Annotated in this window: 26 protein-coding genes, 1 tRNA gene and 2 pseudogenes; 21 read left to right on the top strand and 8 right to left on the bottom strand. The window is 53.7% G+C overall.

The features are described from left to right. Position 1 precedes the first annotated feature (1 nt). Genes ACUZ79_RS01875 through ACUZ79_RS01885 form a run of 3 tightly spaced genes read right to left on the bottom strand, consistent with a single transcriptional unit; the run spans position 2 to position 2,910 of the window. Entirely contained in the window at positions 2–1,135 is a 1,134-nt protein-coding gene (locus ACUZ79_RS01875; protein ID WP_303192894.1) for an ABC transporter permease, read from the bottom strand. Continuing rightward, a complete protein-coding gene (locus ACUZ79_RS01880) occupies positions 1,132–2,292 on the bottom strand; it encodes an efflux RND transporter periplasmic adaptor subunit (protein ID WP_303192895.1) in 1,161 nt (386 codons plus the stop codon). The genes ACUZ79_RS01875 and ACUZ79_RS01880 overlap by 4 nt, the downstream gene beginning before the upstream one ends. Before the next feature lie 18 nt (positions 2,293–2,310). Continuing rightward, positions 2,311–2,910 carry a TetR/AcrR family transcriptional regulator gene (locus ACUZ79_RS01885; RefSeq protein WP_374283474.1) on the bottom strand — a complete coding sequence of 200 codons (600 nt, stop codon included), beginning with the start codon at positions 2,908–2,910 and terminating at the stop codon, positions 2,311–2,313. A 318-nt stretch (positions 2,911–3,228) separates the two neighbouring features. Between ACUZ79_RS01885 and ACUZ79_RS01890 the strand changes: the two are divergent. The 18 genes and pseudogenes from ACUZ79_RS01890 to ACUZ79_RS01975 all read left to right on the top strand — a co-directional run. After that, positions 3,229–3,723 (top strand): annotated as a pseudogene (locus ACUZ79_RS01890) (PglZ domain-containing protein); the annotation flags it as partial. After that, positions 3,723–4,478, top strand: coding sequence for a hypothetical protein (locus ACUZ79_RS01895; protein WP_449250540.1), 756 nt, complete (start codon positions 3,723–3,725; stop codon positions 4,476–4,478). The pseudogene ACUZ79_RS01890 and the gene ACUZ79_RS01895, both read left to right, overlap by 1 nt. 18 nt (positions 4,479–4,496) lie before the next feature. Beyond that, positions 4,497–4,781: a hypothetical protein gene (locus tag ACUZ79_RS01900; protein ID WP_252209384.1), complete on the top strand. Its 285-nt coding sequence runs from the start codon at positions 4,497–4,499 to the stop codon at positions 4,779–4,781. Between the two features lie 161 nt (positions 4,782–4,942). Continuing rightward, positions 4,943–5,644: an ERF family protein gene (locus ACUZ79_RS01905; RefSeq protein WP_449250541.1), complete on the top strand. Its 702-nt coding sequence runs from the start codon at positions 4,943–4,945 to the stop codon at positions 5,642–5,644. A 68-nt stretch (positions 5,645–5,712) separates the two neighbouring features. After that, complete coding sequence (locus ACUZ79_RS01910) at positions 5,713–6,876, top strand: hypothetical protein (RefSeq protein ID WP_449250542.1); 1,164 nt, start codon at positions 5,713–5,715, stop codon at positions 6,874–6,876. A gap of 92 nt (positions 6,877–6,968) precedes the next feature. Then, positions 6,969–7,937, top strand: a pseudogene (locus ACUZ79_RS01915) (AAA family ATPase); the annotation flags it as partial. Between the two features lie 369 nt (positions 7,938–8,306). Continuing rightward, positions 8,307–9,344 carry a DUF3150 domain-containing protein gene (locus ACUZ79_RS01920; protein WP_449250543.1) on the top strand — a complete coding sequence of 346 codons (1,038 nt, stop codon included), beginning with the start codon at positions 8,307–8,309 and terminating at the stop codon, positions 9,342–9,344. A 4-nt stretch (positions 9,345–9,348) separates the two neighbouring features. Then, positions 9,349–9,921, top strand: coding sequence for a hypothetical protein (locus ACUZ79_RS01925; protein WP_449250544.1), 573 nt, complete (start codon positions 9,349–9,351; stop codon positions 9,919–9,921). A gap of 310 nt (positions 9,922–10,231) precedes the next feature. Next, positions 10,232–11,461: a tyrosine-type recombinase/integrase gene (locus tag ACUZ79_RS01930; protein ID WP_449250545.1), complete on the top strand. Its 1,230-nt coding sequence runs from the start codon at positions 10,232–10,234 to the stop codon at positions 11,459–11,461. A 157-nt stretch (positions 11,462–11,618) separates the two neighbouring features. After that, positions 11,619–11,834 (top strand): helix-turn-helix transcriptional regulator, encoded by a 216-nt coding sequence (locus ACUZ79_RS01935; protein ID WP_449250546.1) that lies wholly within the window; start codon positions 11,619–11,621, stop codon positions 11,832–11,834. Then, positions 11,831–12,169, top strand: a complete 339-nt coding sequence (locus ACUZ79_RS01940; protein WP_449250547.1) for a hypothetical protein — start codon at positions 11,831–11,833, stop codon at positions 12,167–12,169. The genes ACUZ79_RS01935 and ACUZ79_RS01940 overlap by 4 nt, the downstream gene beginning before the upstream one ends. A 31-nt stretch (positions 12,170–12,200) precedes the next feature. Further along, positions 12,201–13,352 carry a MobA/MobL family protein gene (locus tag ACUZ79_RS01945; RefSeq protein ID WP_449250548.1) on the top strand — a complete coding sequence of 384 codons (1,152 nt, stop codon included), beginning with the start codon at positions 12,201–12,203 and terminating at the stop codon, positions 13,350–13,352. Between the two features lie 190 nt (positions 13,353–13,542). Continuing rightward, entirely contained in the window at positions 13,543–13,824 is a 282-nt protein-coding gene (locus ACUZ79_RS01950; protein WP_449250549.1) for a hypothetical protein, read from the top strand. Positions 13,825–14,002: 178 nt separating this feature from the next. Next, on the top strand, positions 14,003–14,677 hold the full coding sequence (locus ACUZ79_RS01955; RefSeq protein ID WP_449250550.1) for a response regulator transcription factor: 675 nt from the start codon (positions 14,003–14,005) through the stop codon (positions 14,675–14,677). Beyond that, positions 14,670–15,998 (top strand): sensor histidine kinase, encoded by a 1,329-nt coding sequence (locus ACUZ79_RS01960; RefSeq protein WP_449250551.1) that lies wholly within the window; start codon positions 14,670–14,672, stop codon positions 15,996–15,998. The genes ACUZ79_RS01955 and ACUZ79_RS01960 overlap by 8 nt, the downstream gene beginning before the upstream one ends. A gap of 35 nt (positions 15,999–16,033) precedes the next feature. Next, a complete protein-coding gene (locus ACUZ79_RS01965) occupies positions 16,034–17,185 on the top strand; it encodes a cytochrome c biogenesis protein CcdA (protein ID WP_449250552.1) in 1,152 nt (383 codons plus the stop codon). Positions 17,186–17,194: 9 nt separating this feature from the next. Beyond that, positions 17,195–18,304 carry a peptide-methionine (R)-S-oxide reductase MsrB gene (msrB, locus tag ACUZ79_RS01970; protein ID WP_449250553.1) on the top strand — a complete coding sequence of 370 codons (1,110 nt, stop codon included), beginning with the start codon at positions 17,195–17,197 and terminating at the stop codon, positions 18,302–18,304. Between the two features lie 66 nt (positions 18,305–18,370). Next, positions 18,371–18,577 carry a hypothetical protein gene (locus ACUZ79_RS01975; RefSeq protein ID WP_449250554.1) on the top strand — a complete coding sequence of 69 codons (207 nt, stop codon included), beginning with the start codon at positions 18,371–18,373 and terminating at the stop codon, positions 18,575–18,577. 404 nt (positions 18,578–18,981) lie between these two features. Here the strand turns inward: ACUZ79_RS01975 and ACUZ79_RS01980 are convergent, their stop codons facing one another. The 3 genes from ACUZ79_RS01980 to ACUZ79_RS01990 form a co-directional block, all read right to left on the bottom strand. Beyond that, positions 18,982–19,302 (bottom strand): XRE family transcriptional regulator, encoded by a 321-nt coding sequence (locus tag ACUZ79_RS01980; RefSeq protein WP_449250555.1) that lies wholly within the window; start codon positions 19,300–19,302, stop codon positions 18,982–18,984. Then, positions 19,302–19,676, bottom strand: coding sequence for a type II toxin-antitoxin system RelE/ParE family toxin (locus ACUZ79_RS01985; RefSeq protein WP_449250556.1), 375 nt, complete (start codon positions 19,674–19,676; stop codon positions 19,302–19,304). The genes ACUZ79_RS01980 and ACUZ79_RS01985 overlap by 1 nt, the downstream gene beginning before the upstream one ends. 382 nt (positions 19,677–20,058) lie before the next feature. Next, complete coding sequence (locus tag ACUZ79_RS01990) at positions 20,059–21,294, bottom strand: ISL3 family transposase (protein ID WP_096152604.1); 1,236 nt, start codon at positions 21,292–21,294, stop codon at positions 20,059–20,061. A 219-nt stretch (positions 21,295–21,513) separates the two neighbouring features. Here ACUZ79_RS01990 and ACUZ79_RS01995 point away from each other — a divergent pair, with 219 nt between their 5' ends. The 3 genes from ACUZ79_RS01995 to ACUZ79_RS02005 all read left to right on the top strand — a co-directional run bounded on the left by ACUZ79_RS01995 (position 21,514) and on the right by ACUZ79_RS02005 (position 24,396). After that, complete coding sequence (locus ACUZ79_RS01995; protein WP_449250557.1) at positions 21,514–22,317, top strand: cobaltochelatase CobT-related protein; 804 nt, start codon at positions 21,514–21,516, stop codon at positions 22,315–22,317. Between the two features lie 208 nt (positions 22,318–22,525). After that, the gene (locus ACUZ79_RS02000) at positions 22,526–22,687 is read left to right on the top strand and encodes a hypothetical protein (protein ID WP_449250558.1); all 162 of its coding nucleotides are present in this window, start codon (positions 22,526–22,528) and stop codon (positions 22,685–22,687) included. A 554-nt stretch (positions 22,688–23,241) separates the two neighbouring features. Further along, a complete protein-coding gene (locus ACUZ79_RS02005) occupies positions 23,242–24,396 on the top strand; it encodes an ISL3 family transposase (protein WP_449250559.1) in 1,155 nt (384 codons plus the stop codon). Between the two features lie 206 nt (positions 24,397–24,602). On the opposite strand, the gene ACUZ79_RS02010 is transcribed toward ACUZ79_RS02005, so the two are convergent. Further along, a tRNA-Ala gene (locus tag ACUZ79_RS02010) sits at positions 24,603–24,678 on the bottom strand. A gap of 54 nt (positions 24,679–24,732) precedes the next feature. Next, positions 24,733–25,533: a DODA-type extradiol aromatic ring-opening family dioxygenase gene (locus ACUZ79_RS02015; RefSeq protein WP_449250560.1), complete on the bottom strand. Its 801-nt coding sequence runs from the start codon at positions 25,531–25,533 to the stop codon at positions 24,733–24,735. Positions 25,534–25,601: the final 68 nt, after the last annotated feature.

Below are 25,601 nucleotides of genomic sequence, written 5' to 3' on the forward strand. Positions count from 1 at the left end.
TCTATCCTCCCAAAGCTACGGCAGGCTCAATTTTCAGCGCAAGGCGCACACCCATGCCACTGGCAAGCACACATAAAATCAGCACTGCGCAGGCCAAAGACAATCCGTCCTCTGGCATAAGGATTACCTGCCGGGGAAAATAGTTCTTGGTAAGCCTGATAAGCAAGGCTCCCAAGGAAAAACCGATCACAGCCATGGCTACAGCTTCCTGAACAATAAGCCCAACAATGATGCTGTCTGGAGCGCCAATCAATTTGAGCGTGGCTATCTCGCGCCTTTTATCCATGGTCATGGTATAAATAAGAAGTGAAATGATGACGGAAGAAACGGCAAGCAACACGACAGTGAAAAGCCCGATCTGGCGGCGAGATTTGTCGACCACCGATTTTATCAAGATATCCTCCTGAATTGACTGGCTTAACCCCGTGAGATGTTTCCAGCGGCTAACGGACTGCACGACCCTCTCTGGATTTGCTCCTGTCGCAACTTTAACAACCACCGCGTTGATGATATCCCTGCTGGCTGGCGCGGTGCCACGCTCGGCTTCCCGCCGCGCAACCGGGGGCTCCAGTTCAAATTGCAGGCGTTGCGCGTCCTGCAACGTAATATAGGCCACAGGGTCACCGCCCGAAGAAACCTGGTTTTGGGTCAACCCCACCACAACAAACGTGTTTCGCCCCAAGCGAACCTCTTCGCCCAAACTTAGCCCGCTCTTGATGTCAGCCAACATTTCATAGTGACCACGGGTTATAAAACGCCCCGCGATTGTATTCGCGGGTTCTCCTGGTCTCCCTGGCTCATATCCCACCATGTAAAGCCTGATCTTTTTTTCGTTGTGCGTAGTTTCAACTGATTGATAGGTTATAGAGCCTGATGCGGCCACCGTAGACAGGCTGGCAATTATTTCCCTGGTATCACCAGGTATTCTTGACGATTCAGCGAAAGGACCTTTTTTTCCAGCCTCCACTACCCACAGATCGGCCTCAGGCGCTCTGGACAAAGACAACGCTTCTTCAACCAGGCCGCGATAAATGCCGACCATCGATAGCACAAGACCCAAAAGCAGGCTGAGCCCCAGGCACGTCAGCGAGAATCTCCCCAAATTGTGCCGGATATCATGCGCCGCCAGATTCATGGAATGCTCCGTGGCAGTATTACCGCTCTACGGCCTTGCCGTAAGCTGGGCGACGGAGTAGCAACTACCTGGCTTGCTTCGGGCAATCCCTGGATCACCGGCAGAGAGCCTTCAAGCGTGCCTTGCCCAAAGCTCAATCGGCGCAGATGGAGTGTGCCGTTCTCCAACGTCCAAACCTCTCCACTGTTACCATTCCGCTCAGAAATCTGGGTTTCCGGAACCAGCACCACGTCATTCAAAAGATCAGTTGAAATGACCACCTCGGCCTGCTCGCCCAGGTGAAAATCACGCGGGCAATTCCCCCAGGTCACGTAAATACGCCGTTCTTCGCCTATTCTGTCACTTTCCAGATCCACCCGCGCGACCCTGCCGACAAATCGCTGCCCAGGAAGGGACCGTAGGCGAACCTCAGCCGGCTGACCAACCTCTATATGTCCAGCCTTTGCCTCGTCGACAAAGGCGCGAACCCATACCGAGCAGGGATCCACCAGCGTGAAAGCTGGTTCCCCGGTTTGCAGCATTGTGCCCATTTCAGCGTGACGGCTTATGATCATGGCGTCATACGGTGCCGTTAGAAAATGCTGAGACAGCACTTCCTTTGATAAACTGACTTGAACCTCTGCATCCCTTAAACTTGCGGCGGCTGCTGCAACCTCAGCTCCAGCCAAATCCACTTCGGCTTCAGCTGTTTTGGTTGTGGCAAGCGATACCTCAACTTCTTCAACTGTGACCGCGTTTTGTTGTTTCAACATATGGCGGCGATTGCTTTGTTGCTGCTTCAACGCAAGGTTAATGCGCGATTTTTGAAAATTGGCCTTCGCAATATTTAGGTTGGCTCTGGCCTTTTCCAGGTTTGCCAAAGCCTTGGCCACCTGATTTTCTTGTTCCACGTTGTCCAGAACAGCCAGAACCTGGCCCTTCTTTACAACATCGCCGTGGTCAGCCTTTAATTCACGCAGAATCCCGTTTACCTTGAACCCCACGTTTGATTTGACTTTCGCCTCCACCGTTCCAAGGCCAAATACCTGAATTTGCGCCTCTGGAATCGGTTCAATGACCTGGACAGCAACGGGGTGAAAATACATGTAACTCGGCACGACAACGGCAATTATGCCAATAAATGCCGTTGATAGAATCATTCTGTTAAATTTGGGCATGAATTATTCCTTTGCCTGTCAGCATGCCCCGTGCATGCCATGTAGCAAAATTTCCAGAAGCCGACGGCTTTCTGTTGCAAGGTCAAAAGTGCGGCCGCCGAGCGACCACCGCGTGGCAAGACCTGATGCCAAGGTTAAAAGGAGACTGGCTATTTCCTGTGGGGTAAACACGCAAGACAAATCGCGATCTATCTGAGCTTGTCTGGATAGTTCGGCCAATAAATTATTAAAGTCGGAGGCCATCGAGTTAAAAGCCTGACGCAATAAATCATTTTGTGCATGCAACTCGCGTGAGAATATGAGGGAATGCAGCGCTGGTGTATGTTGAACAAACTCTAAATGCGCGCCAATGACTTTTTTTATTTTTTCAAAAGCGCTTACTTCTGTTTTACAGGCTTCTTCCCAACGTTTTTTTGCTTCTGTTATCAGCCACTCAGCCACCGCAAGCCAAAGATCCTGCTTTGTGGAAAAATGACGAAACACACCAGCCTGGGTAATGCCAACACGGTCGGCCACAGCCTGGGTGCTCACACCCCCCGGCCCCAGTTCGGCAACCAATGACAGCGTTGCGGCAACAATTTCGGATTTTCTGGCCGTACTGCTTTTTCTAATGCCCATTGCCCCTCCATTAAGTTGGTAAGTGTTTACTAACTTAATGCCGTAATTCGTGTCAAGGCAGCGAGTTTCACGGCGCGTCAGGAGTTATTCATCGCAGAGCTTTTACGTGCGATTTAGATCTCATTTTTATCATAACTACGTGCAGTGGCTGGTTTTTTATATCATCTTGGAGGCTGGCGACGATGGATATATTTGTAGACTGGGCAAAAAGGAGATGTGGCGGAGGGAGGTCTGGCAACGAAAAGCCGGGATTGCGCCACAATTTGTCGTGCCAACCTCAAGTATTACTGAGTTCCTGGCGACGGCGATGCTGCTGGCGTCCTCGACTCCTCAATCTACCCCGGGAAGACCAAGGTGGTGGGGTTTGTCGTGGATAAAGTGGACAAGATCATGCACGGAATGCAACTCGGCGCGGCCGGGATGCACAACCAGATCAAGCAGTGGTGCCGGGGTGGATTCCTGGCTGCCCTGGTCGGCCAACTGCTGGAATACGGTTATGAGGTCTGGCTGACGGCCGATCACGGCAACATCCAATGCGGAGGCAAAGGCCGACCTTCTGAATGTGTGATTGCCGAAACTCGCGGCGAGCGTGTTCGTGTCTATCCCACGCCGGAACTCCGCTCTCAGGTGGCTGGGGTCTTCCCGTTTGCCCACGAGTGGCAGCCGGTCGGGTTGCCCGCAGATTATTTCCCCCTGGTGGCCGGTGGCCGCGACGCATTCGTGAACCCGGGAGATGTCATCGTAGGTCACGGCGGTGTAGCCATCGAAGAAGTCATCGTGCCCCTTGTAAAGTTTGAAAGGAGAACACGGTGATGGGTAAACGACATGAATCCATTGGCATCAAGCAGGCGATTCGTTTCGAGTGGATGCAGAAAGCAGCCAATCTGCTGCTGGCGGGACTCGACGCCAAAACCATCCGCCAGGAGCTGCATGAGTTTCTAGCTGATCGAAAAGGTAACGGCTCCGAAGGCGAACGAAGCGATCAGACCAGGACCTTTGTCGTCAACAATCTGATGAAGATCTGGGTCTCTCCTGACCCCGAGTTGATTCCATTCCGGGATGCCTCGCTGGCGTTTCTGAGGAAAAACCCGTCCATGGCCCTGGCGGTCCACTGGGGGATGATCTCGGCGGTCTATCCCTTCTGGTTCAACGTGGCCCGCCAGACCGGCCGCCTGTTGGCCTTGCAGGATCAGGTGACCCAAACGCAGATCATCAATCGCCTTAAGGAGCGGTATGGTGACCGGCAAACCGTTAGCCGTTATGCGCAATATATCATCCGATCTTTTGTCGCCTGGGGAGCCCTGAAGGATTCCGAGGCCAAGGGCTGCTATGAGAAAGCCGCTCCTGTGAGCATTGCCGAGCCAAGCCTGGCCATCCTGATGTTCGAGTCAGCACTCCTGGCCACCCCGGAGGCCAAGGGCGCATTAGGGCTGCTCCTGAACAACCCGACATTCTTCCCATTCCAGCTCCCCGTGTTGACAGGAGATTTTGTTTCACAACGCAGCGACCGGATCGACGTGGTTCGCTACGGACTGGACGATGAGCTGTTGAAATTGAAGGACAACTAAATCAGGGATGGGACGTGAATGCCTTGGACTTCGGAACACACTAAATGGCTGGTCGACACCGACCAACAGCTGAAGACCGTCGACGGCAAGGATGTCGAGGTCTGGGAGTTCCGTCATGAGAACGACGTAGCAGTGCTTTCGGCCGGGGCGAAACACTTCCGGAATCATTACTGCCTGGACGCTGAAATCGATTTTCTACGGGGCAAGCAAGCGCGTAAAGACTATCTTAATACACTTAAATTCCCTTGCTGTTCTGACCCTCCCCCCGAAAAGTATTCCATTGAAAAATTTAGTGTGGCATAGGAGCATAAGGATGGAATATGGGACAATGTTATTCGTCAAATCTTAAGAATATATTACTCTTACAAGAACGCCAGAGTAATGCTTCAAATCACCCTAATAGCCCTGTCCAGCACTAAGCTGGGCGGGGCTTTGTCATTCTGGTATCATAGGAGGATTTTTATATGAACCAATACCAATCAGAAAACATCACCGATTTGGCCAAAGTCCTGCTCAACGTGCAGCGAACCGTGCAACCAGTTACAAAAGATGCTGAAAATCCTTTCACCAAAAGCTGGTACGCCAGCCTTAACAGCGTCATGGACGCCTGCCGCGATGCGCTTATTGAAAACGGCATCTGGCTGTGCCAGTATCCGGTGCCGGTGGAGCAGCCCAACTCTTTGGGACTGGTTACCAAGCTGACGCATGCGGAATCTGGGCAATGGCAAAGCTCGCTGGCAGTGGTGTCTTTGCCCAAAGCCGACCCTCAAGGCATGGGTTCGGCCATGACCTACGCAAGGAGGTACGCTTTGACCGCCATGCTGGGCATGGTCACGGAAGATGACGACGGTGAGAGGGCAAAAATTGGACGCAAGTCGACATTACGCCCTAAATTGCCCGTAGTTGCCCCTGAATCGCAAAAAGGGGAACAACGCAACTCATCCACCGCAAACAACATTTCGGCCCCCTCAAATCGACCGCCAGCAAACCTTGAAAATCTCCCGCCGCTTGAAGGTGTCACCTACCAGCAGGTTACAGCTCAGGATGGGCGTCCCTGCATCATCGCTACAGGCAACACACAGGCCAAAAAGGAATTACTGACCGGTTCGGGCTTCCGCTGGAACCCGCAGAAGAAATTGTGGTGGAAGTATGTTGATGCCGCATAGCAAAAATCAAAATATCGAGTGAAAGGGCTGCCTGATGGTGGCCCTTTCACTTTTATGGAGACTAGGCCATGGAACAGAAGGACCGCACGGAAGGATTACGGGCGTTGATCAGACAGGGGCTGCAAGCCGTTGCCCACAAAGACACACTTGCCCATTTGGGTGACCGTTCCACCTACATTGGTATGAGTGACATTGGCCAGCACTGGGAATGCCCACGGGCTGCACTGGCTAGAAAAGTGCTGCCCACCACAAACAGCCTGGAGCGCCTGCTTACGCTGCAGCGAGGGCACTGGTTTGAATCTGGGGTTGGGCAGGCACTGACATCGTTGGGCCTGCATATTTTGCCCCAGCTTGAGATTAACTGGCAGCATCAGGGCGTGCCCATCAAAGCCCATCTTGATTTTGTGCTGGTCTGGGGTGCGCCCGTCAATGCCATACGGATTCTGGAAGTGAAGAGTACGGACAAGCTGCCAGCTTCGCCTCACGATTCCCATCTGCTGCAACTACACGGGCAAATCGGCTTTTTGGTAAAAGCATGGAACAAGCCCTTCTTCAGCCTCCGTGCTGAGGACGGTACGCTTCTGCATGAGAAGATGACCTTCCCTCAACTTTGCCGTGCCCAACTTGGCCTTCAGTTGCCCAAGCAAGCTGAGAAACTGAGTATAGAAGCCTGGCTGCTCTGCCTTTCCATGAAGGACGTGACCACCTTTGGTCCCTACACTTTCAATCAGGCCATGCTGGATACGGCCCTTGATCATGCGGTCCAACTCTGGGGCGACCTCACGGCCCACCGTGCCGGGAATTTGTCCCTTTCACAGGTAACCTGCGCCCAAGGTTTTTACCCAATCTGTTCCTACTGCGAATACAATGGCGACTGCCCCAAGTTCCCACAGGGCGTGCATATGCCGCAATGGGAACCGGCACTTGAAAAGCTGGCGGCCCTCAAGGAGCAGCGCACCGCTTTAGATAGCGAAATCAAAGAGATGGAAACTGTGCTCAAACTTGTTCACCGCCAGGCTGGCACACGGGATTGGGTAGACACGGGAAACTACCGATTCCGCATGTCTGTGACAGCAGGTCGAACCACGTTGGACAAGGATGCTCTGCGGGAGGAGTTGACCGAGATTTTTCATGCGGAGCATTTGGGAGACATCGACGTAAACGCCTTGCTGGCCCGCTGTGAGCGTACGGGCTCACCTTTCGAAAAATTGAGCATTTCGCCCATAAACTGAAAGATGTTTAGCTGATAGCCATCCCCCTCACTTTTATCACATTCACTACAACCGCCCCGCCCTGGGGCAGTTTTCGTTTTAAGGAGCTATGCATGAATAATATCAACGACCTTTGTAAGCTGCAGCCCACGGATCTTGATGCCGGTCAGGTCTTCAGCGGCAAACCATCCGGCACCACTGTCAGAGGCTTCGCCGTCCCTTCGGCCTACACCCCGGCTATTGACCACGAATATATCTTCCATGAGTCCAGCCGCGATGTTGTGGTCTGGTTTCTCAACCCCCAGGACCCGCTGTACGTCTTCGGCCCTACAGGCTGCGGCAAAACGACATGCATCAAGCAGCTGGCAGCCCGCCTAAACTATCCAGTCTTTGAGGTTACTGGGCACGGGCGGCTGGAGTTTGCCGACCTGGTTGGTCACCTGACAGTAAAAAATGGCAACATGACCTTCGAGTACGGCCCGCTTGCGCTTGCCATGCGTTACGGCGCACTTTTGCTGCTGAATGAGATCGACCTGACCTCGCCAGAGATTGCAGCAGGGCTGAATAGCGTATTGGACGGCTCCCCCCTGTGCATAGCGGAAAACGGCGGCGAACTGATTGTGCCACACCCCATGTTCCGTCTGGTTGCCACGGCCAATACCAATGGCGGTGGCGACGACACCGGCCTATACCAGGGCACCCAGCGGCAGAACCTTGCATGGCTGGACCGCTTCACCATCTGCGAAGTGTGCTATCCATCTGCCGATGTGGAAAAGAGCCTGCTTGCCCGGCGCTTCCCATCGCTGCCCGAATCATTGTGCTCCACGATGGTGGACTACGCCAATGAGGTTCGAAAACTCTTCATGGGAGAGGCTTCCACCAGCAATCTGACCAACGCCATTGAAGTTACATTCTCCACGCGCAGTTTGCTGCGATGGGGTGATCTGACCGTTCGCTTTCAGCCTCTGGCCCATCAAGGCGTGCAGCCTGTAACCTACGCCCTTGACCGGGCTCTGGCCTACCGTGCAAGCCGTGAAACCCGCGCCATGCTGCACGAGCTGGCTCAGCGTATGTTCCCGCAGCAGATGGAAGGTGAGTCCCCCCAGACCGTAACGGCAGAAATTGAAATCCTGCAAGGCGAGCAAGCCCTACACTTCATGCGTGGCCATCTGCACCACACACCGACAGTGACCAAGCCCCTCGTTTATCTTCAGGTAGTCCACAACCTTTCCAGCAAAAAGCAGGACGGCAAGTTCTGGATCGGCGAGGCTAGCCCTGTGGGCCTCACGCTAAAGTGGGGCAAGCCGGACACCGTTGGCCAGCAGCACTTTATTCCCGCCGAAAACTGTGAGGGCAACAATTCCGTGATGGAGCTTGAAGCACGCGCAGAAAAGAAAATCAAAGAAGGCTACTCCCTCAATACAACAAAAAGCTCATTCTAGGAGGCTACCATGACTCAGCTTGTTTCTGATATCCGCATTTTGGACAATTTGCTGGCCCTTAACCTTAACGTCAGCTTATGGTCAGCCCGGCGCAAAATGAGCCAGGAAGACCTGGGGGGTGCGGAACTGCCCCCCGAAGATCTGGCTTCTCTGGGCTCAAAGCGCATTGCCGACCCGGAAAACCTCAAGGTGTTCGGCACACTCAAAGCCCGCGCCTTCAACTACCTTGACCGGAACGGGGTGCGGTTCATGTCTGGCTGGGCCATTCCCGAAGAAAAGGCCGGCGAAATCGTGCAGGAGCTGCTTAACATCCGCACTGAATTCCAGAAAGAAAAGGAAGCATTTCTGGCTGACTATGACCAAAATGTGCAGGCATGGATTGAGAAGCACCATCAGTGGGGCGAAATCATTCGTAACTCCCTTGTGGGGCCTGAATATGTCCGCGCCCGCATGGATTTCCGCTGGCAGTTGTACAAGGTGGCTCCGCTTGAGCAGCACACAGACAACACCGCTGTGCTGGAAGCCGGGCTGGCGGAAGAGGTGCAGGGCCTCGGCGGCACACTGTTTGATGAGGTGGCCAAGTCGGCTGACGATATCTGGCGCAGGGTTTATCACGGCAAGACGGAGGTAACCCACAAGGCGCTCTCACCGCTGCGCACCCTGCATGCCAAGCTCACTGGCTTGTCTTTCGTAGAGCCGCATGTGGCCCCGGTGGCTGACATCGTGCAGGCAGCCCTGCTGCGCATGCCCAAGAAGGGCAACATCACGGGTACAGACCTGCTGCTTTTGCAAGGGCTGGTCTGCCTGCTCAAGGACAGTACGACTCTTGTGGGCCACGCTCAGAAAGTAATTGAGGGCTACGGCCCGGCATTTGTGCTGGATGCCCTGTTGGCTGGTCCAGACGTTATCCACGAGCCGGACGGCCTTGCTGGACAGATGGATGGCTCCATGGATGGGAATATGGACGATGAACCCATCCTGCCTGAGATTCCCGTGGCTGACAGCGCTTTGCCGCATCCTGCCATCCCCAGCCTTGGTCTGTGGTGACGCCATGGTACGCACAAAAGACGTTCTCAACTGTCTGCCCCTGCTGGCGTCCATCCTTGGCGACCGCTATGGCGTGCAGGTACGTATTGGCGGCAAGGAAGCCTGCACCAACGGTAAAGTTATCCATCTGCCATCGTTGCCCATGGATTGTGAGCCGGAATTGCTGGCACTCGCCAAGGGGTTTACAGACCATGAGGCGGCTCATATACGGCACACAGATTTTAGCGTGCTGAAAGCTGCAAACCTTGATCCAGTAACCTTCAATTTGTTCAACTGTCTTGAAGATTGGCGTGTTGAAAAAATGCTGTCAGGCATTTTCCCTGGCTGCAGGAGAAACCTGAACTGGCTGATACGACGATTCTTTGTAGAGCAAGCACAGCCAAGGGCCGGGGATGATTCCCCGGCCCTTGCTGTTTTGGACTATGTGCTGTTGACAGTGCGAGCCTGGGATGTGGATGAGGTGACCCCGGCACGCCAACATGCGGCAAGCATCGTGGAGCAGCACTTCCCCAGCTTGCTAGAGGTTCTGGATGCCATCTTGGTCAAGAATGAAAACAAGCATTTTTTACTGTCCTGAATAGTCTTATATATACTGTATATTCAAATAATTACCCGGTCATTTGTTCCGCTTTGCGTCCGCCCTTATCCGGCAAAATCCGTACTCCGTGTTGGTAGACACGTTGGTACGTTTTTGGTATCTGTTTGTTGCTTGATTTGCCTGGTACAAGCGGAATATAATGAACATAGCCATTTTCGGAAAAAATGGGAACCGGGAAATGTGAAATTGCTTTTTTATTAGCTATAATTTGCTTGTATAATTATATTTATACAAAATTTGTTGGTATAAATGTTGATTTTAACAAGAATTTCTTACCTTGGAGCCAAACATGAAACTCACGGACACCTTTGTAAAGCGCAAGCAGCCCAACGGAAAAGTGCAAAAACACTCGGACGGCGGCGGGCTGTTTCTTTACATCACGCCGGAGGGTAAGAAGTCCTGGCGGCTGGCCTATCGCTATCTTGGGAAGCAAAAACTTCTGGTTATCGGGCCGTACCCCGCCATCAGCCTGAAAGAAGCGCGGGAACGGCGCGAAGAGGCCAAGAAGCTGCTGGTGGATAACATCGACCCCAGCGCGGCCAAGCAGGAGGCCAAACGGGAAGCGACAAACGCGGCCAGGAACTCTTTTGAGGCCGTGGCGCGGGAATGGGTTGAAAAGTATTCCGGCGATTGGTCGGAGAGCTACAAGGGCCACATCATGCACCGGCTTGAGGATATGGTTTTTCCGGCCATCGGCAAGCGGCCCATCAAGAGCATTACCGCGCCGGAGCTACTGGCCGCTTTGCGAAAAATAGAGGGCCGGGGCGCTGTCTGCGTGGCGCATCTTGCCATGCGTGAGTGCGGGAGAATTTTTCGCTACGCCATTGCCACCGGCAGAGCGGAGAGGGACGTGGCCCACGACTTGCGCGGAGCCATCACGCCTATGCGGACGGTCAAGCACTTCGCCGCCGTTACCGAAGCCAGAGCCATAGGCAAACTTCTGTTAGCCCTGGATTCCACCACCGGCATGTTTCAGATGCAATGCGCCCTCAAACTCGCGCCTCTCGTTTTTGTTCGGGCCAAGGAGCTTGCCAGCGCGGAATGGGCGCACTTCGACCTGGAGGCTGCGGAATGGCGCATACCGGCGGAAGTGATGAAAATGCGGCAGACGCATATCGTTCCGCTCTCCCGGCAGTCGCTTGAAATACTGCGGGAGCTTCACGCCGTCACCGGGCAATATCGTTTCCTTTTTCCCGGCAGACCGAAAATTGAAAAGGACAAGCCCAAAGGAGATACGCCCATACGCAGCATAAGCCTCGTTTTCGCCTTGCGGCGGTTGGGCTACTCCAAAGACGAAATGACCTTCCACGGCTTCCGTTCCATGGCTTCCACCGTACTCAATGAAAAAGGGTACAACAGGGATTGGATCGAGCGCCAGCTTGCCCACGCCGAGCGCAACGGGGTGCGGGCCTCATACAATCACGCCGAGTATCTGCCGGAGCGCCGCAAGATGATGCAGGATTGGGCCGACTTTTTATCGGAGCTGAAAGAAAAAGCGCGGCAGGAACAGGCCGCGTAGATTTCCGGCTGGACTTCCGTCCGAACCTGTAATAGTGAAATTTCCAGAAGGCCCAGAGCCTCATTTGCGAGAGCCACCGCGCTCCTTTGACCACAGTGTCCGAGGAGCGCGTTTTTTTTCGCTCCTCTCCCCATCAACCCAACGGAAAGGAGCTTGTATGCTTACCAACATTCCATCCACCGGCTTTCTTCGCTTGCCCCAGGTTCTCGCCATCATCCCCATCAGCAAAAGCGTCTGGTGGGAGGGCTGCAAAACCGGGCGTTTTCCCAAGCCCGTAAAACTCGGCCCGCGCACTACCGCCTGGAGAGCCGAAGACATCACCGCCCTGGTGAAGCGTCTCGGCAATTCCGACGAGAGCGAGAGGACGGTATGAGCAGCGCCCGTCTGGAAAAACAGGTCGAGGAACTGGAAACCAAACTCAAGGAAAAAAAAGCGCAAATCTCGCGGGAGAAGCGTAAAGAGCGCGGCGGTCAGTTGGTGGCGCTCGGCATCATGGTCGAGGTGGCTTTCAAGCGGCTGCCTCCAGCGCAAAAGACCATGCTGCGCTCTTGGGCTGAACCGCTGGATGCCCGCAACAAGCAGCGTGTTCTGGCCGCGTTCGAGCGCCTGGAGCCGAAAACAGATGCGCCGGAAGCCGCGCCGAAGATGGAACAGCCGGAATCCCTACTCTCTGGTAGGGCGCACTTACCAGTTTCCCCTGGAAACTGAGTGCGCTCTGCGAGGCTGAGGAAGAAATCGCATGGCGATTTACCACCTGACGGCGAAAACCGTATCCCGTGGCTCGTCCGTGAGCGCCGCCGTCCGCAGCGACTATATTGAGCGTTCCGGCAGGTACGCAAGCGACCATACCGAATTGCTCCATAAAGGCCACGGGAATATGCCCGCCTGGGCGTCAGATGCCCCCCGAAATTATTGGGAGGCCGCTGACGCCCATGAGCGGGCGAACGGCAGGTTATTCAAGCAGCTTGAGTTCGCCTTGCCCAAAGAATTGTCACCGGGTCAGTTGACCGCTCTGGCGGCTTCTTTCTGCCGGGATTTGGCCCGGACGAAGGACGGCCCCCTGCCATACAGTTTCGCCGTCCACAAAGGTCATGACAAGGAAAATCCGCATTGCCATTTGCTCATCTCCGAGCGGGTGAACGATGGTATCAGCCGCGCCCCCGGCCAGTGGTTCAAGCGGGCGGCGAAAGACCCGTCAAAAGGCGGCGCGAAAAAGACCAACGAGCTGCGCCCGCGTGAATGGCTGCTCCAGTGCCGGGAACTTTGGGCGGAACGGGCCAACCATGCTTTACGCCTCGCCGGACATGAAGCCCGTATCGACCACCGAACATTGGAAGCCCAGGGCATTGACCGCGTTCCGACAACGCACCTTGGGCCGAGTGTGGCGGCAATGGAACGCAAGGGAATCCGCACCATGCGCGGCAGTCGTAATCGGCAGCGGGAAAACGAGGGTTTGCAGCCCGCGCCCCATGTTGCACCCAAGCCTGTTTCGGCTCCAACGCCCGTTCCGGCTCCAACGCTTGAGGAATGTCAGGCCGTTTTACTGGCTCTCGCCAAGCAGGAACCCGGCAAGATTGACAGCTATTATCAGGAGCAAATCAAGCCCTATATGGAGTATTTTGACGAGGCGGAAGACAAGGCCGAAGCCTTTGCCTTCTGCCGGGAACGGATGGAGGCCGACATGACCACCGAAGCGCCGTGTCTGAAAGAAATGAGCCGGGAACTTTCCGAAAGGCTACGGCGTTTCGGCGGCACTTGGGCAGAACAGGGAGCCTTGCAGAAGGAGGCCATGAATCACATCCGCCTCGCCCCTGACCGTGAACAGGCTTTTGCGTCCATCACCGGGGAAATGGACAGGGCTTTGGAACGGAGCCGAGGGCTGGGGCGGTAAACAACTTGGTGAAAACCCACCCACTACAATCGCTTGGATATTTGAATTTTTATTCCCAACAGCAACAAAGAACAAACCTCAATAATTTCTTAACAACTTTCCAATATCTTTGCCTCTACAAGTCGAGCCCCACAAAGTGTGGAGACTTCCAGGCGTTATGCCTTCACGCATCATCACATTGGAGGATTTTATGAAAAAGCTTCTTTCCATCATGGCTTCCGCGGTTGTTCTTTGCTCCCTCGCTTTCACCCCGGCACTTGCGATGGATAAGGGCGGCGATATGCAGAAAAAAGACACCGGAATGATGAAGGGCGACGGCATGCAGTCCGGCGACATGAACAAGGGCGGCATGATGAAAGATGACGGCATGAAGGAAGGCAAAGGCATGCAGTCCGGCGGCGACATGGGCAAGGAAGGTATGATGAAGGACGGCGACATGAAAAAAGACAGTGACATGGGCAAAAAAATGTAAGCACGGGATGTCGGGGCAAAGCGGCGCGAACTCCCTTTGCCCCGAATTCCGCATGTACAGTTGGCAGACGCATTCTACCAGCCGAAAAATAGCTTCCTCATTGTGTCCACGGCGTCAACCGCCTACTATACAGCATGCGGAACAGAATCGATGTGTAAACAAGCAAGGCGGATGCGGTATGTACAATATTCTTATCGTTGAAGATGAAAGTAAAATAGCGGAAACCGTTATGGAGTACCTCAAGCGCGAGGGGTATAACGTGCGGCATGTTATGACGGTTGCCGAAGCCTTGCAGTCCATAAACGCGGATACCGATCTGGTTGTTCTGGATCTTATGTTGCCGGATGGTAACGGGGAAGATGTATGCGAGAGGGTTGTCAGCTTGTACAACACTCCCGTCATCATGTTGACCTCAAAACGCAGTGAACAGTCAAAAATCAGCGGCTTCGCCCACGGCGCGGATGATTACCTGACCAAGCCCTTCAGTCCCAGAGAATTGACAATGAGGGTAAAGTCCGTGCTCAAACGCTCCCGCCCCAGCGAAAACACTATTCGGTTGGAGCATGAAATCGTTTTGCATCTTGACCGGCGAACGGTCACGAAAAACGGTGTGGAAATCAAACTGACGCCCAACGAATATTCCATCCTGCTGTGTCTGGCAAACAACGCAAAAGCTTTGGTGAGCCGTGACAAGCTGGTGGAGCATATCAATTCGCCGGACGCCCTTGACCGAACGGTGGATGTCCATGTCAGACATCTCCGGCAAAAACTTGAGGACGACCCCAAAAATCCGCAAATCATAAAAACGGTTCATGGCCACGGCTACATGCTGGGGGTGAAGCGTCATGCGTAAAAAATGGCCTTTTACCCGGTTGTTTGCGGTGTCTTTCGCCGTTATCACGCTTGTCACTGTGACCGTGTTCATCTTTTTCGGTCTGCGCATCATAGACAGGTTTTTTTCCTACTATGTGGACAAGGTGCATGAAGAAACCCAGCATATGCTGGTTATGCAGGCGGCAAGCCACTACAAAATGTTCGGCACATGGAACGGCTACGACGGAACGGAAACCGGGGAGATCGCCAAACTGTCCGGCGACTATTTCACCATTACCGACAACCAGGGCAATACCGTCTATACCAGCGAGAAAGGCGTTGAGCGGTGCTGCGCCAACCCCAACCATGTCTATACAAACGTGAAGTATCCGATACTGGTGGACGGAAAACGTGTTGGCGAACTGAGCGCCGGGTATTTCACCAACCATATCACATCACCGGAGGCGGACGCCTTTCGAGGCAGCGGCGTTTCTCTCGTTGTTCTTGCCATTATCTGCATAAGCCTTTGCGGCGCTTTGGTGTCCATCCTGTTCTTTTACAGGCTTTCCAGGCCCGTGCGCGATATAGCGGCCACAGCCAAGGAAATATCCAGAGGTCATTTGCAAAGCAGGGTCGTCATCCAAAGCAGTGTGGCGGAAATGCACGAAATTGCCGACTCCATCAATACGCTTGGAACGTCGCTGTTGAATCAGGAAAAATTCCGGCAACAGCTTATTGTCGATCTTTCTCACGAACTGCGTACCCCCTTGCAAATCTTGCTCAACCAGATCGAAGCCATTTTGGACGGCATCCACAAAGCAGATGCACCCCGCCTTGAGGCCATGCACGCGGAAATCACCCGTACCAGGGAACTGCTGAACGAGCTTGAGGACCGCCTTATCTATGAAAACGACACCTTTGAATTGAACATCACGCCCACGGACATTTCCGAAGTCGCCAGAAAAGTGGCCTTGGGGCATGAGGGCGGCTTTGCGCAAAAAGGGTTGGCATTCACCAGCGAGATCGAACCGGAAATCGTCATCCCTGCTGATTCAATCCGTTTTGCTCAGGTGCTTATCAACCTGCTCTCCAACGCCTTAAAATACACGGCTGAAGGGTATGTTTCCCTTTCTTTGCAAAAGGCGGGCGATATGGTGGAACTGCTCGTTGCCGACAGCGGCGAGGGCATGGCCCCGGACGTTGTCGAAAATATCAGCAAACGTTCGGCGCAGGCCTTCAAAGCCGTAAACAGCAAAGGCGTGGGCCTGTATATCGCCAAACTCATCATCAACAAACATGGATGGCAACTCCACATAGATAGCGCAAACAACACCGGGACGCGGGTGCGTATTCTTATGTAAAAGCAGAAGCCTATGGCTTTTTGAATGAGTAATTTATGGAAATTATTACAATAGGTTTTATTGCCAGCGTTTTCGGGGCGGGGCTGTTGTCCTTTTTCTCCCCTTGTGTTTTGCCTCTGCTGCCGGTTTATTTTGGCTATTTATCCGGTAGCCCCATGCCGATAGACAGGTCAGGGAAAACCAGCTTCAGCAAGGCGTTGGCCTTCACTTCCGGGTTATCTGCATCCTTTTTTCTCCTTGGTTTCGGCGCGGGCGCTTTGGGACATTTCATCAACAGCCATGCGTTCTTTCTGGCCTGCGGGGCCATCATTGTGCTTTTTGGCGTCCATCAGACCGGACTGATTTCACTCCCCTTTCTCAATAGAGACAAAAGGCTGTCCGTGCGCTTTGATCCTCGAAAAGGGCTTGGTGGAGCGTTTCTACTCGGTTTTCTCTTTTCATTTGGCTGGACGCCCTGCGTTGGCCCCGTGCTTGGCGCGGTGCTCGGGATAAGTTCACAGCAGGGCAGCGCGCTCACCGGGGGCTGGCTCCTGCTGGTGTACTCTCTGGGCTTGAGCCTGCCTTTTTGGATTCTTGCCATGGGATCACATCATCTTCTGGGGAGAGTCAAGAGTATCTACCCTCACTTCGACAAAATCCGCATTGCGGGCGGCGTCCTTATCATGCTTATGGGCTTCTGGATGCTCTACAACCAGATCAACCTGCTGCGTGCGGAAAGCGACATGCCTCCCCCGGAAGTCTCACAATCTTCAATAAGCAGCCCGGTCTATGAACGGTCCCTGCCGGGCCTGGACCGGGAAACGATGAGCCTTGCGCAGTTGCGAGGCAAAACCGCGTATATCAAATTCTGGACAACGTGGTGCCCGCTCTGTTTGGCTGGCCTTGAAGACTTCACGACCCTGGCTGAACAGGCCGCCTCTTCACCGGACATTGCCGTAATCTCCATTGTAACGCCCGGCCTGAACGGAGAAGTATCAAAAGAGGACTTCATTGCTTGGGCCAGAGCGCAACGCCTTTCTTTTCCAATTTATTTCGATGAATCCGGCACTGTGACCAGAGAATTTGGCATTCGCGCCTATCCCACGGCGGTTTATCTGACCGCAAACGGGGATGTGTTGAAAAAAATAGTAGGCGATGAGTCCAATGCTCAAATCCTGGGAGAACTGAACTCCTTCAAAGGCAAATGAGGTGCATTCATGAAAAAAACGACAATATTCCTTCTGCTTTCGGCTCTTTTTCTGACGGCGACGCTGGCGCTGGCGGCCAGCCTTTCACCTTCCGACAATAAAAAAGCCAATAGCGGGGCAAAGGACATGGATACAAAAATGACAAACACCGCAACCGGCCTGCGCGACATCTATTTTGCCGGAGGGTGTTTCTGGGGGGTCGAAGAATACTTTTCGAGAATTCCCGGCGTGCATGACGTCACTTCAGGCTATGCCAACGGTACAACGGATAAGCCCACCTATAAGGAAGTTTGTTCCGGGAAAACAGGTCACGCCGAAACCGTGCATGTTCGTTATGACCCGAACATTATAAGCCTCAAAACACTTGCGGAGCAATTTTTCAAAATCATCAACCCGATCAGCCTCAATCGCCAGGGCAATGACATAGGAAGCCAGTATCGCACCGGCATGTACTATGTGACCGAGACTGACCGGAACATTCTCGCTTCCGTCATGGATGGGGTACGGAAAAAGTATGAGAAACCACTGGCCGTGGAATTGCTGCCGCTGCAAAAATACTTCCTCGCCGAAGAGTACCACCAGGACTACCTGAAAAAGAACCCCGGCGGATACTGCCACATCAACTTTGACAGTCTCAAGGATATTCAAACTGAAAAAAGCGGCTTGATAGACCCAAGCAAATACTCCAAACCCTCTGATGCAGAATTGAAAAAAATCCTTACCCCTGAAGAATATAACGTGACCCAGAAGGCGGGTACGGAACGGGCTTTTTCCGGGAAGCTCTGGGACCACAAAGAGCCGGGCATTTATGTGGATGTAGTGACCGGAGAACCGTTATTTTCTTCCGCCGACAAATTTGACTCCGGCTGCGGCTGGCCCAGCTTTACCAAACCTGTTGAACCGGCGGTTATTACCGAGCACGCGGACAACAGTTACGGCATGAAGCGGATAGAGGTGCGCAGCCGCGTGGGCGACTCCCATCTGGGGCATGTCTTTGATGACGGCCCCAAGGACAAAGGCGGATTGCGCTATTGTATTAACAGTGTGGCTATCCGGTTTATTCCCTATGAGGAGATGGACAAACAGGGCTATGGCAATTTGAAATTTCTTATACAATAAATGTTGTGTTCCACAAACGGGGGACGCCAATAGAAAACGGTAATTTCCTGAGAAGGGGGCACATCTATGGAACAAGAATTAACTGATCATGATGTGATTGAGTTGGAGCGCAGGGCAAGAGAAATGACAAGTCTTATATTCGCCTTGAGCGAAAAAAGAATTAAGGCGCATCCGGGCTTGCCCACCCCGGAACTTACCGCCTTGGCCGCTTCCGCCATGTCGCTGCAAAAGGCCCTCGCCGCCTTTCTGGCGATAGAGAAGCTCTGCGAATAGCCCTTAGCCGATGCCCGCCTCTGCGGGCATTTTGTCCGCGCCTTTTTTTTCTTCGCGTCGAGCCCGGCAGGGCGAGTAAGCCGCCCCGCAGGGCAGGACGTGAGGGAGTCCACCCAAAAGGTGGCCCTACCGCACTTGTCCTGTCCTGTCCTGTCCTGTCCTGTCATTCCGTTTCGGCATTGAAAGGTATCGCAAACACATACGAAAGCATACGGAACGCGAACTTGTATGCGAGGGTTCGTGGAGTACGGCGAGAATTGTATTCGATTGCGTTTACGACATCACTGGCAGGTGAATGAAAGCTGACACCTGCTTAATAAGGGTGCGAGCAGGATATGACTACTCTTTCACTGCCTTCTTCCAGCAAAGATACTCCAGAGTGGGATAGTCGGTAACTGCGGGTATTACGCAGTCGGTTCCAACTGCGAGAAGTTGGAAATTTTTACCGTGCCCTCAGGGAAGCGGGCCGTTATCTCCAGTTCGCCGCCCATAGCTTCAATATGGCTCCGCAAGGTGGAAATATACATGTCCGTGCGCTGCTCCAGCTTGGCAATCGCGGGCTGCTGCACGCGCAGGTTTTCAGCCAGCATTTTTTGCGAAAGCCCACGGGCGCGGCGCAACTCATGCAGCGGCATTTCAGCCATGATCGCGTCAACCTGTCCGGCTACTTCCGCCTGGGCCTCTTCGCTCATGCCCTTGCGAAGGGATGAAAATTTCTTGGTCATTATGAACCCCCTTCCTTTTTGGAGACGTTCAGGGCGATTTCTTTCAGGTGCTCATCATACAGGCGATCCGCCAAGGGAACAAAAATTTCATACCAGCGGTCATCACCGGTCTTGTCCCCGCCTATAAGCAGTATCGCCACCCGCCTGGGATCAAAAGCATACAGAGTACGCAAAGGATGCCCGTCACATTGTGTTCGCAACTCGCGCATATGCCCGTGACGGGAACCATGCACGGAACTGCTGTGCGGAAACGGCAACCCCGGTCCCATGCGCTCAAGCAGCCCAACAGTGACGGCCACGGCGGTCTGCTCCTTTTCCGAGAGAGTTTCCCACCAGCTTCCGAACTCGTCCGTATATTCAACATCCCATTCCATAGAAGGAATCCTAACCACACAAATATATTCCGTCAAGGGAATATATTCTTGCGGCCACGACAAATGGCTCGCCGCCCCTCGTTGGCGCTTCTCCATCCGAAAGCATCCGCCAATGTCCAACCGTACTCGCAAGATATGTTGGTACGGCGGTTGGTAAATTATTTCAAAAAATATTTTTTATTCTGTAATTTCAGCGAAATATTGAAATAAATTCACTTTGAACAAGGCTTACATCCATTGTCCAGATACAAAGGCAGCAGTCGAATACGCTCGACAAATTGCCATATGCGTCAGGCAGTGGGAACCACCTCAGCCAGCTGCAACCAGCGAAGGCACGAATAATAATGGTCGGTTCTTCCGGGTTTTCCGTGGGTAACCCCTGTCAGGAACTGGCCGGGTAGAGGTTTAGACCGCCACAGAAGAAGTAGATGGCTGTCTTGAAATGCTCCCGGTTCCTATAACCGCAAGCCTTCCTCTTGATGGCCATGATCTTGCTGTTGAGGCCCTCGGCCACGCCGTTGGTGATCCTGTGGCGGCAGAAGGTCAGGATGTTCTCAAGATGTCTCTGAATCAGTCCGCCCACTTTGCGCATTGGGGCAAGATCTGACCTGTTCACCCAGACCAGCCATCGCTTCACAAAACGTCTGGCCCATCCCGTGCTCAGGTACTTCCAGACGTCGTTCAGGCTTTCCTTCATGGCCCAGGCCTTGGCCACCTTGAGGTTCGCTGTCTTCAAGGCCTCCAGGGCTGGCCGGTGTTTGTCCGGCAGATTCTCCTCCCGGTATAGCCAGAGGAATTTCGTGCCCTTGAGTCGATGGTCATCCTGACTTGTGAGTTCGCGGTGCTCTTGCTTGCGTACCCGGTCCACAGCCTCGCCTACGTGTTTCATGACGTGGAACCGATCGTGAACGATTTTCCCCGCCGCGTCCGGCACATGTTTGAGCGTAGCTTTAAAATAGGGCTCCCACATGTCCATGGCCACGGCCTTGATCCGCTCCAACTGCGCCTTGGTGAACTGAAGGTAGTACCCCTCAAGGCTTTCGGCCTTACGCTCGTCGGCCACATACTCCACCGTGCTGCCGATCAGATCACAAACCACGGTCACATAGTCGTGCCCCTTGCGGAATGCCTTCTCGTCAACGCCAAGATACCGCGAGGGATTCGATTGCTTGCGCTCCCGGCCCCGGCGCACCGCCCTTTCCATGACACCCCATGCTTCGTCCCAGGTGATGCGCAGGATGCGCCGCGCTCCTGTTACGGTGGCGCACTCGGTCAGCACGTCGATGATCAATCGCTCCATCAATATGGTGAAACGTGCCTTGGACTCGGCCCAAGGCACGTTGACCTGAAGGACGCCATGCTCGGGGCAGTCCACTCGGGGAATCCGAGCATGCAGGAACGTCTTGAACTGGCACGTGTCCAGATGGCGCCAGACACGAGGCTCGGCATGGTCGCGGCAAGCCAGCTCTCGACCACAAGTAGGGCAAAACCAGCGAACACCAGGACCATGCTCCACGCGGATGTCTACCCGACCTTCCGCCGTGTCCAGTTCAACAGCCTCAACAAACCAGGGCTCGGTCAGCCCGAGAATCCGAAAATATAGGTCCGTATCCTTCATTGGTGCCCTCCGGGAAGGACATTAGCAGATCAGCTACCCACGGAAAACCCGGAAGAGCCTAATGGTCAGGGAGCCACACCAAGGGCGACAGGGGAGGCCAACGATTCTGCCACACAAATTGACCAGCAATCTGAACCGGTCCAACTGTCGAGTGCTTTACCGCTCAAGGCCTTGTTTCATGCAGAGGCGCAGGATCTCCCCCAGCAACTCGGCGAAATTATGTCTATTGCGCTTGCCAATAGCAGCGCAGAATCCGCTGGTGACGCACTGACCGTGGCCGTGGAAGGCACCCGACATGCAGCCTCCTTGCCAGCAGAGCAGAAGCTGCAAGCGTTACAGGCCAGCATTGCCCTGCGTACTCGCCTTCAGGGCTTTCTGCAGGCGCAAACGCAAAGGCGATGCAGTATTGGTCGCAGGGGCACACTGCACGCCAATTCGCTGCACCGTCTGCAGGTCGGCAATGCTCGTGTTTTTCAAAAAGAATCTGAGCAGCAAGGCGTTAACACCGCTGTCCATATCCTGCTGGACGTAAGCGGAAGCATGGCTGGCGCACCGATTAATCTTGCCAATCGGGCCTGCTATGCCGTGGCAACTGCCCTGAGCCATATTCGTGGCGTGAACCCAGCGGTTACGGTTTTCCCCGCTACGACGGTCACAAACTCTGTATTCCCAATAATGCGGCATGGGCAGCCGTTGCCTGATAGGTTCGACATTCTGGCTTCTGGCGGAACCCCCTTGGCTGGGGCTTTGTGGTGGGTGCTGCAAAACATGCTGCCTCTCAAAGAACAACGCAAGATGATCTTGGTAATCACTGACGGCATGCCGGACAACCCGCTGGCCGCAAACAATGCCATAGGGGTGGCCCAAAAACTTGGCTTTGAAGTTTACGGCCTTGGCATTCGAGATGAACACATCACGCACCTGCTGCCGCACACAAGTAAGGTGGTCAACGATCTGCCTGATCTGGTGCCTGCCATGTTTGCCATGCTGCAGGCTGCATTACTCAAAGGCGGTGCTGTATGATGGTTCCCCTTGATTTCAGCCCTTGGTACCGAACGGGGATATTTAGTTTCTTCTTACTTAACAAAAAGCGGCGCATCCAGCGCTGCTAAATGAAGGGAGGGTAAATGAATTACCTGAACTGGATACCTGTTGTTATAGCTGTACTTCAAGCAATTAAAGACAATTGGGATGACTAGCCTGTACTCGGGTAGCAAATAGGAGCAAGAAAATGAGCAGTAAATGGGCATTTATAGGCGGCGTACTGGCAGGGATCGCAGGGGTATTCACAGCGGCCGCGTTGTCGGTGGAATTGGAAAATCGGAAAGACGGCAGATGCAATGCTGAAGTAGAACCGAAAAGGCTGGCCTTGCCTGAAAGCGAAGGCAGGTAAAAATCACAGTTGATTCTTGGGCAGGGAAATGGGGGCTTCCCGCTTCCTTGCCCTTGCTATACTTTTATTTTTCGACTGAAGTATAGGTCAAGTCGCAACATATGCATTCCACAAACGAATTGCAGCAGATTCGCTGACAGACCACTGGAGTGGACAGTTGCCACATTCACAAGCATAGCGGTAAATATCGTGGGTTCTTCCCTCCGGCCTTGATGTTTCACGTTGAGGCATTTTGCCGCATTTGATACACGGCCTGAGTGGAGGAAGATGTCCCTTGTTTGTGCTCATTCTTGAAAGATAGCCATTGTCTGTCGTGAACGCAACATTCTGGGATAGCTTGTGCAACTATGCGATTCTCCGCAGTAGATGTGCTAAAGAGTTGCATGGTGTAATTTCCATTTTTTGCAAAAAGGGGCTCTACCTCAAAGACGGGGGCATGGCGTCTCCAAGAAAAAATGGGCATACCAATTAAAGTTGGTATGCCCATCAGGGCAGCTTTTATTTTCCGACCAAAGAAAAGAAGAGAAGGCCCTGTGGAAGGATTGTTAATTGGCTTGCGGGATTTTGCAATCGAAAAAGTGGTCAGCCACGTTCCCCCGGTGTTTGAGGCCAGATGGACGGGCAAGAATACGTGCCCGCACTGCGGATGTGAAAAGCTGCGTATCAAGGACTCATTCTGGCGGACGATCCGTAATATTTCCATTCATGGAAGGGCGTCACGCCTGTTAATTCGCTGCCATAAATACCGATGCGAAAGCTGCGGCAGATATTTTAATACCAGACTTGCAGGCATAAAAGTGTGGAGCAGAACAACAGAGCTGCTTAAGCGCAACATTTTTCAGGCCTACAACAAAGGTGTTTCCTGTAAAGACATCGCCAATGAGCACCGCATCGGCGTGGCCAGCGTGGAGCGCTACTACCACCAGATGATGCAGCACAAGAGCAGCCACTGGGCAAACCGCACATGCCCGCGCATTCTGGGCATTGATGAGCATAGATTTACGCGCAGACAGGGCTTTGCAACAACGTTTTGCGACTTGGCCCGCCGCAGGGTCTTTGATGTGGTTAAAGGTCGTAGCGCCGCTGATATGCGCGACTTTTTGCAATCGCTGCAAGGCCGCCATAAAGTTAAAATGGTCTGTATTGATATGAATTCTGCGTATCGGCGACTTGTGCGGGAATGGTTTCCCAATGCGCGCATTGTTGCGGACAGATTTCATGTTATCAGGCTGGTGAATCAACACTTTTCAGAGCTGTGCAAGGCAATTGATGAAAAACAACTTGCTTATGGGCGAGGCGGTATGATGCGTCTCTTGCTGACTCGCCGTGATCGATTAACAGACTCACAGAAAGAGCGATTACGAACATACTTTGCTGACAGGCCGGACATTGAATCGCTGTACGAATTTTTGCATGACACAGCTGATTTATTGCGTGTGCGGGCGCAAAGTGTCGATTCGTGCCGCAGGTATGCGGCTGAATTATTAGATAAAATTGAGCAACTTCGAAAAACTAGCTTCGCGCCGTTGCGTACCTTGGGCAAGACGTTGCATAATTGGCGGGAAGAAGTGGCCCGAATGTTCCGTTTTACCCGGAATAACGGCATCACAGAAGGCTTTCACCGAAAAATGAAGTTGATCCAGCGGCGTGCGTATGGCTTTCGTAACTTCGAAAACTACCGCCTGCGTGTGCGCGTTTTGTGCTGCTGAAATGGCTGGGGAATCGTTCAGAAACCTGTCGGAAAAACTGCCCGCTGAAGGGGCTTGCCCCCGTCTTTGGTGTAGAGCCAATAATTTTCGAATTAATCAGACTTGCGATATTGAAAAAAATTAATCCCTTTAGTCCCTTAAAGCGAAGCAAAAACGCAAAAACCCCCGACCATTTTTCAATGATCGGGGGTTCCTATTTACCTACATGGTGGAGCTGAAGAGAATTGAACTCTTGACCTCTTGAATGCCATTCAAGCGCTCTCCCAACTGAGCTACAGCCCCATGAGGAATTTGGAATTATACCTTTTCGTCGTGGGGCGCAAGTATTTATTTCATCTAGTCAAAAGAAAATGCCGAGAGGGGCGCGCCCATGGCCCTGCCGTGCCAGGCGAGTTTGCCCTGCGCAGCTCCGGCGGCTCCGGCAATCACCATGAGCGGGATCAGATGCTCCTCGCGCGGGTGGGCAAAGCGCGCACCTGGGGCCTTTTCCCATTCCGCAAGGGCCGCGTTGCGCATGGCGGCATTGGGGTTGCGCACGGCATCCGTCAGCCAGTTGTCAAAAACATCCGCCCCATCAATGGGCGTGTTATCCCCGTAGCGGAAGGCCCGCATGTTGTGAAAGCTCATGCCGCTGCCCACAAACAGCACTCCCTCTTCTCGCAGCGGGGCCAGCGCCCGGCCCAGCGCCAGATGCTCCAGCGGATCAAGCCCCCGCCTCAGCGATATTTGCATCGTGGGGATCTGCGCCTCTGGGTACATGAGCAGGCCCGGCACAAACACGCCGTGGTCAAAGTCCCGCGTAGTGTCCTCTGCCAGAGGCAATCCTGCCGAGCGCATGCACTGGCCCACACGGTCAAACAGTTCCGGCGCTGGCGGCGCAGGCCACTGCAACTCATAGGTATGCGGAGGAAAGTCATAATAATCGTAATACAGACCGGGAGTCCGCGTGGTCAGCAGGGTAAATTCCTGCTGCTCCCAATGGGCGGAGAATACAATCTGCGCCTTTGGCTGTTGCGGCAACGTCGCCGGTATGGAGCGCATCCAGCCGCCAAGGGCATTCCATGTGTCCGGCGGCATCCAGTCCATAAAAAAGCAGGGGCCGCCGCCGTGGGGGATGTAAAATGCGGGCATGGTCATGGTGCGCCTCGCTGGTGGGGGTGGATGTCACAAAACTAGCTTGAGGAGGGAAGATGCAGTAATCAGCG

This window comes from Desulfovibrio faecalis (assembly GCF_053570625.1).